The 13,131-nt window shown below is 72.4% G+C and carries 15 protein-coding genes and 1 tRNA gene; 6 read left to right on the forward strand and 10 right to left on the reverse strand.

The annotated features are described in order from the left end of the window. Window positions 1-78 precede the first annotated feature (78 nt). Window positions 79-915 carry an HVO_0234 family beta-propeller protein gene (locus ACQUS7_RS09170; protein ID WP_435146524.1) on the forward strand — a complete coding sequence of 279 codons (837 nt, stop codon included), beginning with the start codon at window positions 79-81 and terminating at the stop codon, window positions 913-915. Between the two features lie 36 nt (window positions 916-951). After that, entirely contained in the window at window positions 952-1,809 is an 858-nt protein-coding gene (gene prs, locus ACQUS7_RS09175) for a ribose-phosphate diphosphokinase (protein WP_435146526.1), read from the forward strand. Between the two features lie 32 nt (window positions 1,810-1,841). On the opposite strand, the gene ACQUS7_RS09180 is transcribed toward prs, so the two are convergent. Continuing rightward, entirely contained in the window at window positions 1,842-2,093 is a 252-nt protein-coding gene (locus tag ACQUS7_RS09180) for a hypothetical protein (protein ID WP_435146528.1), read from the reverse strand. Window positions 2,094-2,175: 82 nt separating this feature from the next. On the opposite strand from ACQUS7_RS09180, the gene ACQUS7_RS09185 reads away from it, so the two are divergent. From ACQUS7_RS09185 to ACQUS7_RS09195, 3 genes are read left to right on the forward strand one after another with little or no spacing between them, the layout of a single operon-like run. After that, entirely contained in the window at window positions 2,176-2,406 is a 231-nt protein-coding gene (locus ACQUS7_RS09185; protein WP_435126659.1) for a hypothetical protein, read from the forward strand. 50 nt (window positions 2,407-2,456) lie between these two features. Further along, window positions 2,457-2,879 carry an HIT family protein gene (locus ACQUS7_RS09190; RefSeq protein ID WP_435146530.1) on the forward strand — a complete coding sequence of 141 codons (423 nt, stop codon included), beginning with the start codon at window positions 2,457-2,459 and terminating at the stop codon, window positions 2,877-2,879. A gap of 39 nt (window positions 2,880-2,918) precedes the next feature. After that, on the forward strand, window positions 2,919-3,707 hold the full coding sequence (locus ACQUS7_RS09195) for an AAA family ATPase (protein WP_435146532.1): 789 nt from the start codon (window positions 2,919-2,921) through the stop codon (window positions 3,705-3,707). Between the two features lie 90 nt (window positions 3,708-3,797). On the opposite strand, the gene ACQUS7_RS09200 is transcribed toward ACQUS7_RS09195, so the two are convergent. Then, the gene (locus ACQUS7_RS09200; RefSeq protein WP_435126651.1) at window positions 3,798-4,313 is read right to left on the reverse strand and encodes a hypothetical protein; all 516 of its coding nucleotides are present in this window, start codon (window positions 4,311-4,313) and stop codon (window positions 3,798-3,800) included. A 168-nt stretch (window positions 4,314-4,481) separates the two neighbouring features. On the opposite strand from ACQUS7_RS09200, the gene ACQUS7_RS09205 reads away from it, so the two are divergent. After that, a complete protein-coding gene (locus tag ACQUS7_RS09205) occupies window positions 4,482-5,339 on the forward strand; it encodes a transcription initiation factor IIB (protein WP_435146534.1) in 858 nt (285 codons plus the stop codon). A gap of 18 nt (window positions 5,340-5,357) precedes the next feature. Here the strand turns inward: ACQUS7_RS09205 and ACQUS7_RS09210 are convergent, their stop codons facing one another. From ACQUS7_RS09210 to ACQUS7_RS09245, 8 genes are all read right to left on the reverse strand, one after another. Beyond that, window positions 5,358-6,014, reverse strand: coding sequence for a P-loop NTPase (locus ACQUS7_RS09210; RefSeq protein WP_435126642.1), 657 nt, complete (start codon window positions 6,012-6,014; stop codon window positions 5,358-5,360). Further along, complete coding sequence (locus ACQUS7_RS09215) at window positions 6,011-6,745, reverse strand: hypothetical protein (RefSeq protein WP_435146537.1); 735 nt, start codon at window positions 6,743-6,745, stop codon at window positions 6,011-6,013. Before ACQUS7_RS09215 ends, ACQUS7_RS09210 begins: the two co-directional genes overlap by 4 nt. A gap of 57 nt (window positions 6,746-6,802) precedes the next feature. Further along, on the reverse strand, window positions 6,803-7,756 hold the full coding sequence (locus ACQUS7_RS09220; RefSeq protein ID WP_435146540.1) for a hypothetical protein: 954 nt from the start codon (window positions 7,754-7,756) through the stop codon (window positions 6,803-6,805). Between the two features lie 84 nt (window positions 7,757-7,840). Further along, complete coding sequence (locus ACQUS7_RS09225) at window positions 7,841-8,179, reverse strand: hypothetical protein (RefSeq protein ID WP_435126635.1); 339 nt, start codon at window positions 8,177-8,179, stop codon at window positions 7,841-7,843. 162 nt (window positions 8,180-8,341) lie between these two features. After that, on the reverse strand, window positions 8,342-8,965 hold the full coding sequence (locus tag ACQUS7_RS09230; protein ID WP_435126632.1) for a DUF7504 family protein: 624 nt from the start codon (window positions 8,963-8,965) through the stop codon (window positions 8,342-8,344). 122 nt (window positions 8,966-9,087) lie between these two features. Further along, window positions 9,088-9,369 carry a hypothetical protein gene (locus ACQUS7_RS09235; RefSeq protein WP_435146542.1) on the reverse strand — a complete coding sequence of 94 codons (282 nt, stop codon included), beginning with the start codon at window positions 9,367-9,369 and terminating at the stop codon, window positions 9,088-9,090. After that, window positions 9,369-12,917, reverse strand: coding sequence for an LAGLIDADG family homing endonuclease (locus ACQUS7_RS09240; RefSeq protein ID WP_435146544.1), 3,549 nt, complete (start codon window positions 12,915-12,917; stop codon window positions 9,369-9,371). The genes ACQUS7_RS09235 and ACQUS7_RS09240 overlap by 1 nt, the downstream gene beginning before the upstream one ends. A gap of 128 nt (window positions 12,918-13,045) precedes the next feature. Next, window positions 13,046-13,118: transfer RNA gene (locus ACQUS7_RS09245), tRNA-Pro, on the reverse strand. Between the last annotated feature and the right edge of the window lie 13 nt (window positions 13,119-13,131).

Here is a 13,131-nt window from a genome sequence, read left to right on the forward strand (position 1 = left end):
GCCGGCCGTGTCTTCCTCGCGGCCGACGCGGACCCGACCGCTTATCGGGGGCGACGCACACCGTTCACGACGAGAGCGATGCCCACGATCGACGAGAAGCGGGTGTACGACGCGAAGACGGGGGCGACGCGGGCGCTGGTGGCGTCGACGGTCGGCGTCGTCGGCGCGAAGGTGTCCGGCGACATCGTCGGCGAGTTCGGCATCGACCACCGGTGTTCGGCGCGCGACCTCGCCGCCGCCGGCGACGTGCTCGCCGTGGCGACGGACGACGACGTCCTCGTCGGCGACTTCGAGCCGTCCGGTCACGGCCCGGCGGTCGCGGTCGGCGTCGACGCCGGCAGCGACGCGGTGCTCGCGGCGGCGCCCGACGGCACGATTTCGCGGCTCGCCGGCGACGCCGACGAGTGGGCGGCGGTCGGCGCGGTGGACGACCCGCGACGGATAGCCGGGACGCTCGTCGCGGCGGCGGACGGCGTCCACCGGGTCCGCGACGGCGACGTGGAGTACGCCGGGCTGGACGACGCCCGCGACGTCGCCGGCGGCGGCGCCCCGCTGGCCGTCACCGGCGAGGCGCTGTACGCGCTCGGGAACGGCTGGATGCGCGACCTCGACGGCGACTTCCGCGCGGTCGCGACCGACGCCGCCGGCGACCGCGCCGTCGCCGCCACCGGCGACGAACTGTACGAACGCGGCGGGCGAGACGCCGAAGACGGCGACACCGACGGCTCGGCGTGGGTCGCCGCGGCGGAGTCCGGCGTCGCGGACGTGGCCGTCGGCGACGACCTACTCGCCGCGGTCACCGCGGACGGCGAACTCCGCGTGAACCGCGACGGCGAGTGGCGCGGCCGACACCTCGGCGTCCCGGGCGCCTCAGCCGTGGTGGTCCCGGGCGCATCCGGCGGCCGCGCCGAGTAGGAACCGGTTTGTACCCGGCGGCGGATATCGACGCGTATGTTCGTCCCTGGGTCCGCCTCGCAGTCGCTCGCGGCCGCGCTCGCCGCCGAGACGGACCGCCCGCTCGCGACGCCCGAGTACCGGTGGTTCCCCGACGGCGAGGAGTGCGCCGCCGTCCCGGGGTTTTCGGGCGACGACGCCGTCGTCGTCGCCGCGACCACGTCGAACGACGCCTTCGTCGAACTGCTGCAGTTACAGGACGCCGTCCGGGAGGCCGGCGCCGACGACGTGACGGCGGTGCTGCCGTACATGGGGTACGCCCGGCAGGACCGGGCGTTCGAACACGGCGAGCCCGTGTCGGCCCGCGCCGTCGCCCGCGCCGTCTCGACCGGCGCCGACCGGGTCGTGCTCGTGAACCCGCACGAGCCCGGCGTCGCGGACTTCTTCGACTGCCCGGTCGATGTCGTCGACGCCGCGTCGCGGCTCGCCGCGCCGCTTCCCGGCGACCTGACCGAGCCGCTGTTCCTCGGTCCGGACGAGAGCGCCGAGTCGCTCGCGCGGACCGTCCGGGACGCCTACGGCGCTGGCGACACGGACTTCTTCGAGAAGGAGCGCGACTACGACACCGGCGAGGTGTCCGTGAAGCCGAGCGACGCCGACGTCGCCGGCCGTGACGTCGTCGTCGTCGACGACATCGTCGCCACCGGGTCCACCGTGAGCGAGGCCGTCGAGGCGCTGCACGACCGCGACTGCGGCCGCGTGTTCGCCGCCTGCGTCCACGGCATGCTCGTCGGGAACGCCCGGACGAAACTCGCCGCCGCCGGCGTCGAGCGCGTCGTCGCCACCGACACGGTCGAGCGAGAGGAGAGCGACGTCTCGGTCGCGCCGGCGCTCGTGGACGCGCTCGACGGCTGACCGAGCGGGACGGAGACGGCGTGGTGCGGACGTCAGTCCGCGTTCGCGAACAGCGACCGGGTGCGCGGCAGCAACTGCCTGTAGCCGCAGAGGTACACGCCCCACAGCAGCGCGAGCGCCGCCAGCGCGAGGTCGACCGCGGCGTAGTTCAGGTTCGCGGCCGCGAGCGCGGCGCGGCCCGCCTCCTCGAAGTGCACGCCGAAGCCGGTGAACAGGACGCTCGCGGCCGCGACGAACAGCCACTCGGCGACCTGCCACGCGGCGTCAAACAGCGTCTCTTCCATACCCGCCCACGGCCTCACCTTCCCCTGAGTCTTTCGCTTCCCGAAACAGAACGCATTTTACCGTGCGTTTGACACAGCAGATATGGCTGGACGATACGGGAAGCGGAACTGGTCCGCGCTGACGAAGCGCGGAATCGCGGTGAGCCTCGGCGCGTTCCTGCTCGCCGTGGCCGTGGAGGTCGGTGCCGCCCTCGCCGGCGTGTCGCTGCCGGGGTGGGAGGAGACGCTGCTCGTCGAAATCGAGGCGTTCGGCGTGCTGGGGCTGCTCGTCTCCGTGTTCGTCATCGGCATCTTCCTCCCGCTGACGGAGTGACCGAGGCCCCGTAGATTCAAGCGCCGCGCGGCACATCCCCCACCTGACCCATGAGCGAGGACTGCATCTTCTGCGCCATCGTCGCCGGGGACATCCCGGGCCGCATCGTCGCCGAATCCGAGGACGCGGTCGCGTTCCTCGACGCGAACCCGCTGGCCGAAGGGCACACGCTGGTCGTCCCGAAGTCGCACCACCAGCGCCTCGGCGACATGTCCGCCGAGGAGTCGCGCGCCGTGTTCGACCTGCTGTACGACGTCGCGCCGCGTATCGAAGACGCCGTCGGCGCCGACGCCCACACCATCGGCGTGAACGACGGCGAGGCCGCGGGCCAGGAGGTTCCGCACGTCCACGTCCACGTCGTCCCGCGGTTCGACGGGGACGGCGGCGGCCCGATCCACGCCGTGGCCGGCGAGCGCCCGGACCTCTCGGACGACGAACTGGACGGCATCGCCGAAGAAATTTCGTCCGCGTAGACCCGAAATTTTATCTCGGAGCGGCGGACCACGGCGGGTATGAGCCGAACAGTCGCGCTCGTCGGCGCCGCCGGCGGCGTCGGCACCACCCGAACCGCCGTCGAGTGTGCGGCGATGCTCGCACGCGACGGCTTCGACGCCGCCGTCGTCGACGCCGCGTACGCAACGCAGGGCCTCTCCGAGTACGTCCCGGGCCGAATCGACCCCGACGTCACGGCGCTCTGTCTCGACCCGGACCGATCGGTGGTCGACGGGCTCGTCGAGGTGCCGCTCGCCGGCGCCGGAGCCGACGCCGACTCCTCGCGCTCCGACGGCGACGCCACGCCGGGCCGGGTCGCCGTCGCGCCGGCGCTCGCTCCGTTCGAGCGCGTGGCCCGCGCGAAAACCGTCGAGGCCGCGCAGGCGCTCGAAGCCCGAATCGAGGAGCTGAACGCCCGGTTCGACGCCGTGCTCGTCGACGTCCCGCCGGTCGCCGCGAACCAGAGCGTCGCCGCCGTCACGGCCGCCGACACCGTCGCCGTCGTGACGTCCGCGGACACGCACGGCGCCGACGCCGCGCGACGCATGACCGACCGCCTCATCGACGTCGGCGCGTCGCCCGACCACGTCGTCGCCGTCGGCGGCGCGCTCGCGGACGCGGACGCCGCGATTCCGACCGGGCCGACCGAGGTGGCTGCGGCGCCGGCGTGTCTCGGCGACGACGCGTTCGCCGCCGGCGTCGCCGACGCGACGCGGACCGTCTGCGACCTGCCGCTCGACGTCGAGTTCGACGAGCGCGGCGCCCTGAACCGCCTCGTCGACGCGGCGGACGAACGGCTCCGCGGCTGACCGGACGGTCGAATCGGGGCCGGCAGGAACCGAGAAGGACGAGCCGAAACGCCCGAAAAGAATTTTCGCGTTCTTCGGAGCGCCGAGCGGTCAGCGGAGGTCGGTGGCGGCGCTCATCGTTTCCGCGAGCGCCTCGCGCTTCGCGACGCTGGCGTCGCCGCGGCGGTCGAGCGCCGCGTCCGTCGCCTCGGCGAGCGCCGGAACCGGGTCGTGCGTCTCAACGTAGCCGGCGAGCGCGAACGCCGCGTCGTCGCCGCCGGTGAGTTCGAGCGCGTCTGCGCGGGAGAGGTGACCGGCGACCCAGTCGCGGACGACGCGGCGGGCCGTCGGCGCCAGCGGGGACACGCCGGGGACGCCGCAGCGGTGCAGCGCCTTCGCCGCGGTCATCGGGGCGACGCCGGCCGCGCGGGCGCTGTCGCCGACGCTGACGCCGCGGCCGTACGTCTCGACGACCGTCGCCGCGGCCTCCGGCGTACACGGGAGCGCGTCGGCGTGCGCCGCGAACCGCTCGGCGAGCCCCACGCCGGTGTCGTCGACGGTCGCGACGCCGCGGTCGTCCTGCTCGTCGACGACGACCAGTCCCGCGGCGATGTCTGACAGCGCCATACGCGAACTCACGCCCGCATCCGATATAAATTCACGTGTGGAGACAGAAATCTAATTTTCGCCTGGGCAGTAAGATACCGGTTATCGGTACGTTCATCGGGCTCGTTCGGCGGCGACACCCCGGAATCCCCCTGTGGTTAAGTATTGGTTCGGGACCGAGTTTCGAGTATGAGCGAGACAACAGCTGCCTGCCCCGAATGCGACGGCCGACTGCGCGCCGACGGCGACGAAACCGTCTGCGGCGACTGCGGGCTGGTCGTCGCCGAAGACCGGCTCGACCGCGGCCCGGAGTGGCGCAGTTTCGGCGACGACGACACCGACCCGCGGCGCACCGGCGCTCCGCTCACCCGGTCGCGGCACGACCGCGGCCTCTCCACGGAAATCGGCTACACGCGCGTCAAGGGCCGGAAGCGTCGGCAGTGGGCGCGGATGCGCCGGCAGCACACCCGCGCGCGCATCTCCACGAAACGCGAACGGAACCAGGTGTACGGCTTCACCGAGATTCGGCGGCTCACGTCGGTGCAGTCGCTCTCCGACCAGGTCCGCGACCAGGCCTGCTCGCTGTTCGAGTCGGCGCAGACCGAAGACCTGCTGCGCGGCCGGTCGCTCGAAGGGTTCGCCGCCGCGGCGGTGTACGCCGCCTGCCGGGTCGCCGGCATCGCGCGCACCCGCGCGGAACTGCTCGCGGACGCGAAAGCCGACGCCGACGAACTCCGGGCCGCCTACGACGCCTTGAACCGCGAGCTCGGCCTGCCGGTCGGCCCCATCGACCCGGCGGAGTACCTGCCGCGGTACGCCTCCGAACTCGGCCTCGACCCCGTGGTCGAACGGACCGCCCGGGCATCGCTCGAAGCGCTCCGGGACGACGGCTCGACGAACGGCCGGAATCCGAGCGGCGTCGCCGCGGCGTGCCTGTACGCCGCCGCCCGCGACCACGGCGCGAGCTGCACGCAGGCGGACGCGGCCGAAGTCGCCGACGTGACGCCGGTGACGCTCCGCAACACCTACACCGACCTCCGCGACTGACGCCGTACCGGCTACTTCTCAGACGTCCCGGCAGCGCCGGACCGCGTCGGCGAGTTCGTCGACAGCGCGCGCGGCCGTCGATTCCGGCGCCGACGTCGACACCGGAGACTCGACCGCGACCGACCGGCCGAGCCGCGGGTCGGCCGGCACCGCCACCGTCGGCGCGCCGAGCGCTCGACGGACTGCTTCCCGCGGCGGCGCCTCGACGACCGGATTGAGCGCGGCCGCCGCGACGCCGCAGTCCAGTTCTCGGGCGAGTTCGCGCGCCGTCACCGCGTCAGCGAGCGCCCACGGCCGCGGCGACGCGACGACGACGCAGGCGTCGGCGACGGCGAGCGGAACGCCGACGTCCGCGCGGAGGCCGGCCGGGCAGTCGACCACGACGAGTCCGTATTCGGGGAACCGGAGGGCGTCCGCGAGCCGCGTCACGTCCGCGGCGCGGGCCCCGGCGAGCGAGCGGCCGCACGGGAGGACGTCGACCGGGCCGGGCCGGACCGCCTCGGACGGGTCGGCGCGGCCGGCGAGCACGTCGTGGAGGTCCGGGCCGCGGCCGCCGGGCAGGTCCGCCATCGCGAGGTCGGCGTCGACGACGAGCGCGTCGAGCGCGGCGGCGACGTTGTACGCGAGCGTCGACTTCCCGACGCCGCCCTTCCCGCCGGTGACCGCGAGAATCACGCCAGCCTCCGGAGCGCGTCGACCGGCACGTCGACCGCCTCCGCCCGGTCGGCGAGCGCCGCGGCCCGGACGGCGACGGCTCGAACCGCCTCCGCGTCCGCCGCGACCGTCGACGCGAGCGCCTCCGGACTACCCTCCTGTTCCGAGAGCGCCCGCGTCGCCTCCGGAACCGACGCGCCCGTCAGCCGTTCGGCGGCGCTGACGCGGCGCTCCACGCAGTCGAAGTACGCGGCCACCGACTCGGGAACCTCGGCGGGGTCCGACTGTTCGGCTACGAGCGCGTCGTCGTCGCCGGCGGCGACGGCGTCGGTGTCGATTTCGGATTCGGTGGAGTCGGGGGAGACGGCCGCGTCCGCGTCGGGCGTCGGGAGCGCGTCGCGCGGCGGCCGGTGGTCGCCGAGTTCCCGGACCGCGGCGTCGACCGGGTCGCCGCGGTGGCTCTCCGGGTCGCCGACGGCGGCGAGTTCGACCGGAGCGTCCGGGAGCGGCCGGTCGCCGACTGGGCAGGCGTAGCCGAGCGCGCGGGCGTCGTCGGCGGCGACGACGACCGAGCAGCCGCCGTCGTCCCAGCCGGCAGCCGGGACGCCGCGTCGACGCGGCGGCAACACCGGGCCGGGCAGCCGGTTCTCGACGCGGACGCGGCGGTCGACGGCGGCGGCGTTCGCGACCCGGACGGTGACGAGCGCGACGCCGGACCGGACGTCCGTGGCGGCGTCGACGGTGACTGACATGCGGGGTCTGGCGTCGTCATCGCCGATAAACTCACGGCGCGGCCGCGGCAGGGAGGGTCAGACCAGAATCACGGGCGTGCCGAGGCAGTCGGCTGCCCCGGCGGCGGAGTCGAACCGGCGAACCGCGAGCACCACCGGGCCGCCCCGGTCTGCGACCCGCACCGCGCCGAGCTGCGCCGCCACCGGGTCCCCCGACCATTCGCCCGGCTCCGCGCCCGGTGACGCCGCGCCGGGAACGGCCCGCGTCGCCGCCGCGAACGCGGGGTAGACTGCACGGGCGAGCGCCGCACGGGCCTCGCGGCGACGGTTCCCGCGAGCGTCGGTCAGTCGAAGCCGGCGCTCGCGGGCGTCGCGCGCAGCGCGCATCCGCTCGGCGGCGCGGGTCAGCGCCTGCTCGGCGGCCACGCGGTCGGTCTCGGCCGTCGTCAGCGCCTGCACCGTCTCCGTCAGCGCCGCCTCGGCCGCGGCGACGTCGTCGGAGGCGGTCCCGTCCCCGTTCGCCCGGTCCGCACCGTCCGAAGCCGGACGCTCTTCCGCGGCGTCGCGCGCGGCGATGAGCCGGCCGCGGAGCGTCGCCGCCCGCTCGCGAAGCCGCTCCACGTCGGCCCCTGCGTCGGCGACGCGCTCCCGCGCGGCCCGAAGCGACGCCCGCGGCGACGATTCAGCCGAACCCGCAGCGTCGCCGGCGCCGCGGGCGCCCCGGGCACTGCGAGCACCACCCCGGTCGTCGGCGTCGCCGGACTCGCCGAGTTCGGCCAGTTCTCGGTTCAGTTCGGCGATTCGGTCGTCCTGCGGCGCGGTGTGGCCGTGACTCCGTGCGGCCGCGGCGAGCGCGCGGCGGAGCGGCGGTGGCGACGCCGTGACCGCGACCAGCGGGTCGGCCGCGAACGGGTCCGCGCTGTCGACGCCCAGCGCGTCGAACACGGCGGCCACGTCGACGTCGTTCCTCCCGCGGAGGTCGATGGCGCGGCCGCGATACGTCCGGCCCGCGACGGTGAGCCGCGCGGTCACCGCTGCACCTCGACGCGGGCCGGACGGCCGGCAGCGAGAACAGCGGCCGTCGCACCCGGCGGTGCGGATTCGCCGCGCCGCCGCTCACAGTTCCGCATCGCGCATCGTCGACGGCGACGGGTGGTCGGTGCCGGCGGCGAACTTGGCGTACGGCGTGCTCGGCTGGTCGCGCGCCTCGTAGGCGTCGGCCGCGGCCCGAACGGCCGAGCGGACGGCCGTGAACTCGTTGAACGGCTCGGTTCGTTCGACCTGCACGTCTGCGCCGTGTTTCGCGCGGAGCCGGCAGGCGATGAACGCGCCGAACTCCGTGGCTTCGAGCAGCGCCGCCCGGCCGAACCGCCGGACGACGACGTCGTCGTGGGTGCGGCAGGCGTTCCGGAGCGTCGTCCGCGCAGCCTGCGAGTACGTCGCGACGAGAATCATGGATTCGATGCCACCCGGTTAGAAATAAAGGTGTCGGCGCGTCGACCGCAGCGCGGACGGCCGGGCGCCGGAACCGAGGCGGGCGGGGCGGGACAGAGAGCGACGAAATGGGGCGGAGCAGGACGAAACGGGGAAGAGCGGGACGAAACCGAGCGGAGCGAGTCAGCGCTTCCGAACCGTCGGCGCCCCGCCGTCCGCGTCGACCTCGACGACGGCGTCGAACAGCGTCAACAGGGTCTGCACCGTCTGGTCGTCGTGCGCCGTCGGGTCCATGTGGAAGTGCGCGAACGCGCCGACCGACGCCAGCCGGCCGGTGAGGACGTGCAGGAACTCGAAGGCGGTCTGGAGGTCGACGTACTGCAGCATCGCAGTGATGGAGTCGAAACAGACGACTGTTCGGCCGTCGACGCCGTTCCACTCGCGGAGGTACTCAGTGATTCGAATCCCGAGACCGGTGAGGTCGTTCGGGCTCGTCACCGTCTCGGTCGGGCCGTCGGGCGACGCGCCGCTCTGTGCGGCGGTCGCCGCAGAGCGGGAGTCGTCGACGTTGATGACGCCGACCTGCCGCGGCTCGCCGTTCGCGCGCGACCGGAACCGCCGGACCTGCTCGTCCGGCGACTTCGTGTACGACACCCACAGCGCACACTCGTCGGCACCCTCGTCGGGGACCAGCAGGTCGGCGCACACGTCGCCGCCGCCGCTCGACAGCGACGGCGCGAGGAGCAACACGGTCGACGCGTCGCCGAGTTCGTCGCGGACGCCGCCCGTGAGTTCACGTACGGTCACGTCGATACCCCCGATACACTACGAACCACTTCGCGCGGCAGCAAATAAAGCGTTTCCTTTCTAACTAATTCCGACAGGTGTACGGACCGACACCTGCGGCATCCGTCCCGTCCGCCGCCGAACTAGTCGAGCGGCTCGACCGACAGCGCCGCCGCGTCGACGTCGGCGGCGACGAGCGCCGCGACCCGCTCGCGCGCCTCCGCCGGCGACGACGCGACCACGACCGTCCCCGCCGCGGCGTCGCCGACGGCCCGATACGCCCGGCGCTCCGAGGTCTCGAACTCCGTCGCGAACGTCCGCAGCACGGACTCCACGCGCCGCTCGGTCGCCGCGAGGTCCGCGTCGCCGTCCTCGAACGCCCGCAGCGCGTCCTCGACGTTCCGGAGCGCGGAGATTCGGTCCATTACGTCGTCCGGACGTAGCCGCTCTGCGGCTCGTAAATCTCGCCGCGCGTCCGGAGCTTCTCCAGCTCCTGCTCGGCCTTCTCGCGGTCCATCCCGATTTCGTCGGCGCGCTCCAGAATCGTGTCCACCGGCGCGCCCGGCTCGTCGTCGTACTCGTCGGCCACCGTCGACACGAGCTCCTTGATGTTCTTGATGCGGTCGCGCTGGCTCTTGCTCGTCCCGGTCTCCACGACGTCCGCGTCGAACTGCCCGGTCTCCGGGTCGACGCCGATGTCCTGCAGGCACGACCGGACGATGTCGATGACGCGCTCGGCGTCCGCCAGCTCCACGGTGTCCGACAGCCGCACCCGCGCGGACGCCTCCGACAGCCGAACCAGCGCCTCCAGCTTCCGCGCCGTCACCGGCACCGGCGCGTCCTCGTCGGCCCCCTTCGCCCGGAGGTCGACGTAGAAGTCCCGAATCGCCGCTTTCGCCTCGTCGGTCATCGTCGGGAAGCAGTTCCGCTTGGAGTAGGCGATGTACTTCCGGAGCAGCTCCGCGTCGATGACCGGCTCCACCTCCTCGGTGACGTTCTCGACCTCCTCCTCCGTGAAGTTCGACGTCGCCAGCTCGTTCCGCTGCGTGTTCAGCTCCCCCGCGTAGTTCGTCGTCAGGATGTGCTCGGCGAGCGCCGCGTCGTGGTCCGGGTCCGGCTGGTCCGTCACCGTGAAAATCAGGTCGAACCGCGAGATCAGCGCCGGCTCCAAGTCGATCTGCTCGCCGATGGGCTCGTACTGGTCGAACCGGCCGTACTTCGGGTTCGCCGCACCGAGCAGCGAACACCGCGACTTCAGCGTCGCGTTGATGCCGGCTTTCGACACCGAGATCTGCTGCTGCTCCAGCGCCTCGTGCATCGCCGACCGGTCCTCGGGCCGCATCTTGTCGAGTTCGTCCACCGCCGCAATCCCCTTGTCCGCCAGCACCAGCGCGCCCGCCTCCAGCGTCCACTGCTGGCCGTCCCCGAAGTCGTCGCGGACCGCAGCCGCCGTTAGCCCCGCCGAGGACGACCCCTTCCCGGACGTGTACACCGACCGCGGCGCGATGTTTCGGATGTACGAGAGCATCTGGGAGTTGTGCGAGACGACGCCGTTCGAGACGTAGCTGTGGGTGTCTTCGACTTCGAGGTCGTACACCCACTCCGTCTCCGGTTCGACGCGCTCGATGGAGTCGATACGCTCCCACGCGACGGCACCGTCCGCCAGTCGACGGAGCCCGGACACCTGTTCGGCGACCGACGCGCCGCCGTCTGGGAGCGGTGGTGCTTCCTCGCCCGTCCCCGGCGCTGTCGGGGTTTCCGGGTCGTCTTCGACGGCCGCCTCGAACGCTGAGACGACGCGCGAGAGGCTGTCCCGGCTGGGGGTGCGGTCGCCGCGCTCGTAGTGCTGGTACGTCGACCGGGGGAGCCCGCAGTCCGCCTGCGTCAGCCCGAGGCGCTCGCGGATACCGCGGAGTTCGTCGCCGACCGGGACCACGTCGGTGTTCGTGTTCCCGCGGACGTCGGTGAGCTCGGTGCTCCCCAGCGACTTCCGGTCGGTGACGAATCCGACGCGGTCGACGTACGTCCCGAAGTCCGCGCCGCTGATTCGGAGGCGGTAGCTCCCGTTTGCGCGCGGATGAAGCTGCGAGCGGACACCGACGCGGAGCAGAAGCGTCCGGACGTCCTCAAGCAGCCCTCGACTCATCGACGCGACCGAGAGTTCGCGTTGGCTGGCCGAGACGTGGCCCTCACTCTCGAGGAACGCGCGGAGGAACGCGCGGGCGGTTTCCGCGCTCGCCGACATGAGTTCGTCCGGGACGCGCTGCCCGGCGGAGCCGGCGAGCAGCGCCCGGTCGAGGTTCGCGAGGAAGCTGACTAACTCACCGGAACCGCAGCGCAGTTCACGGGCGGACCCGCCGCGATGCGGGGTCCGCTCGGTGAAGTTCACGCCGAGCCGGTCGAACGCGTCGGCGACGTCGTCGAGGACTTCTCGGTCGGCGTTCGTCACGGAGACGAATCCCGAGTCGTCGTCGCGCTGTTCGACGTAGCCCTCCGCGACGACGTAGCCGACGAGCCGCGCGAGCCACGGCGTCCACTCGTCCGGCAGGTCGAGGCGGACGGCGTTGTTGGACCTCGAGCGGCGGAACGGGACGGCGAGGGCGTCGTCTCCGAGTGTCGACATGGCGCGGGGCGTCGCGACGAACGCGCCCTCGGACAGCTCGTCCGCGCGGACTGCGGTCGTCGCGCCCCCGGACCGCGTGAACAGCGGGTGCGACGGCGTCACGTCGAGTTCGCGGCCGCCTTCCGTGCGGACCCTGAGCAGGTGGTCCGGGGCCTCGCGCTTCCAGACCTTCGTCGCGTCACGGACGCCGATTTCGCCGTCCGGACCGAGCGACTGCACGGCGAAGTCGGCGTCGTCCCAGACGCCGTCATCGACCGGCTTCGGGTCGTCGAGGTTCGACTCGACCAGCTCCCGAATCGGGACGTCGCGGCCGTCGGCCAGCGTGACGCGGGTGTCGCCGGCGACGCACTTCCCGGTTCCGGGGTCACCGATGAGCAGCATGTGGAGGTCCCCGCGGATGCGCGAGCCGTCCGGGAGGTGCTTGGTGACGCCGGAGAACAGCTGGAGAATCATGGCGAGCTTCTCCTCGTCGTAGCCGTAGATGGACGGCGCGACCGACCCGACCATCTCCTCGTAGATGTCGTCGTGGGCGGCGAGTTCAATGATTTCCTGTTTGTCCTCCTCGGTGATGTCCATGTCCTCGAACTCCTCGTCCTCGATGGAGACGGAGACGCCCTCCATGTACGGGTCGAACACCGTCGTCTTCTCCTGGCCGGACGTCACCTGCTCCATCTCCAGCCGGCCGACGACCGTGACGTGGTCGCCGGGCGTGACTTCGCCGCAGACGTCGTCTTCGAGGTTCACGTCGATGCTCTGCGGGGTTTCGCCACCGCGGAGCCCCTCCGGCGACTCCTGGACGCGGAGCTGCTGGGAGTCGATGAACTGCGACTCGTTGTTGTTGACGCGGAACGGCCCCTGCCGCTCGCAGCCCTGGCACTCATGCGGCTCCTGGAACCCGGAGTCGTTCTGCGGGATGTACGTCATCGTCCCGCAGCGCTGGCACTCGAACGCCGCCTCCACGATTTTCGGGCGGACGTCCGTCGCCTTCCGAACGATGCCCTGGACGGCGACGAGCGACCCGATGTGGTCGTCGCTGACGCGGACCGCGCGGATGTCGATGGTGTTCTCGCGCGGCAGCCCGGTGAGCCGGACGTGCGCCTGTCCGAGCGAGATGTCGACCGGGAGGTCGTAGTTCCGCAGCGCCTCCTCCGCCAACTCCTGCATCTCGGCCGGCCGGTTCAGGTACTGCTCTGCGAGGTCGGCGTCGAACGTGTACAGGTCGTCGTACTCCACGTAGAGCGACCGCTGCTCTTTCGGGTAGTTCTGGGCGAGCCGCGCGATTTCGTCGCTGTAGTAGGTGCGGTAGAAGCTCAGGAACTGCTCCAGCTCACCCCGCTCGACCTGACTCATTGCACACGTCTTCGCCCCTCAAGCGGTAAGAAGTATCGCCTTCGAGCGGAAGTAGTTCCGTCTCGCGAATCCGTGTACGCCGCTGTCGAACGGCGGCGTTGACGCCGGGCAGCGGCCGGCGCGAAAAGTGGGACCGCCCGGATTTGAACCGGGGTCACGGGCACCCAAGGCCCGAAGTATACCAGGCTAACCCACGGTCCCGCGGCTCGTGATT

Source organism: Halobaculum sp. P14 (assembly GCF_051195155.1).
Taxonomy (GTDB): domain Archaea; phylum Halobacteriota; class Halobacteria; order Halobacteriales; family Haloferacaceae; genus JBNTKA01.

Excerpts from the sequence above, each read along its gene's own strand:
- ACQUS7_RS09170 (WP_435146524.1), top strand. The coding sequence starts at position 79 with ATGCCCACGATCGACGAGAAGCGGGTGTACGACGCGAAGACGGGGGCG.
- prs (WP_435146526.1), top strand. The coding sequence starts at position 952 with ATGTTCGTCCCTGGGTCCGCCTCGCAGTCGCTCGCGGCCGCGCTCGCC.
- ACQUS7_RS09180 (WP_435146528.1), bottom strand. The coding sequence starts at position 2,093 with ATGGAAGAGACGCTGTTTGACGCCGCGTGGCAGGTCGCCGAGTGGCTG.
- ACQUS7_RS09185 (WP_435126659.1), top strand. The coding sequence starts at position 2,176 with ATGGCTGGACGATACGGGAAGCGGAACTGGTCCGCGCTGACGAAGCGC.
- ACQUS7_RS09190 (WP_435146530.1), top strand. The coding sequence starts at position 2,457 with ATGAGCGAGGACTGCATCTTCTGCGCCATCGTCGCCGGGGACATCCCG.
- ACQUS7_RS09195 (WP_435146532.1), top strand. The coding sequence starts at position 2,919 with ATGAGCCGAACAGTCGCGCTCGTCGGCGCCGCCGGCGGCGTCGGCACC.
- ACQUS7_RS09200 (WP_435126651.1), bottom strand. The coding sequence starts at position 4,313 with ATGGCGCTGTCAGACATCGCCGCGGGACTGGTCGTCGTCGACGAGCAG.
- ACQUS7_RS09205 (WP_435146534.1), top strand. The coding sequence starts at position 4,482 with ATGAGCGAGACAACAGCTGCCTGCCCCGAATGCGACGGCCGACTGCGC.
- ACQUS7_RS09215 (WP_435146537.1), bottom strand. The coding sequence starts at position 6,745 with ATGTCAGTCACCGTCGACGCCGCCACGGACGTCCGGTCCGGCGTCGCG.
- ACQUS7_RS09225 (WP_435126635.1), bottom strand. The coding sequence starts at position 8,179 with ATGATTCTCGTCGCGACGTACTCGCAGGCTGCGCGGACGACGCTCCGG.
- ACQUS7_RS09235 (WP_435146542.1), bottom strand. The coding sequence starts at position 9,369 with ATGGACCGAATCTCCGCGCTCCGGAACGTCGAGGACGCGCTGCGGGCG.
- ACQUS7_RS09240 (WP_435146544.1), bottom strand. The coding sequence starts at position 12,917 with ATGAGTCAGGTCGAGCGGGGTGAGCTGGAGCAGTTCCTGAGCTTCTAC.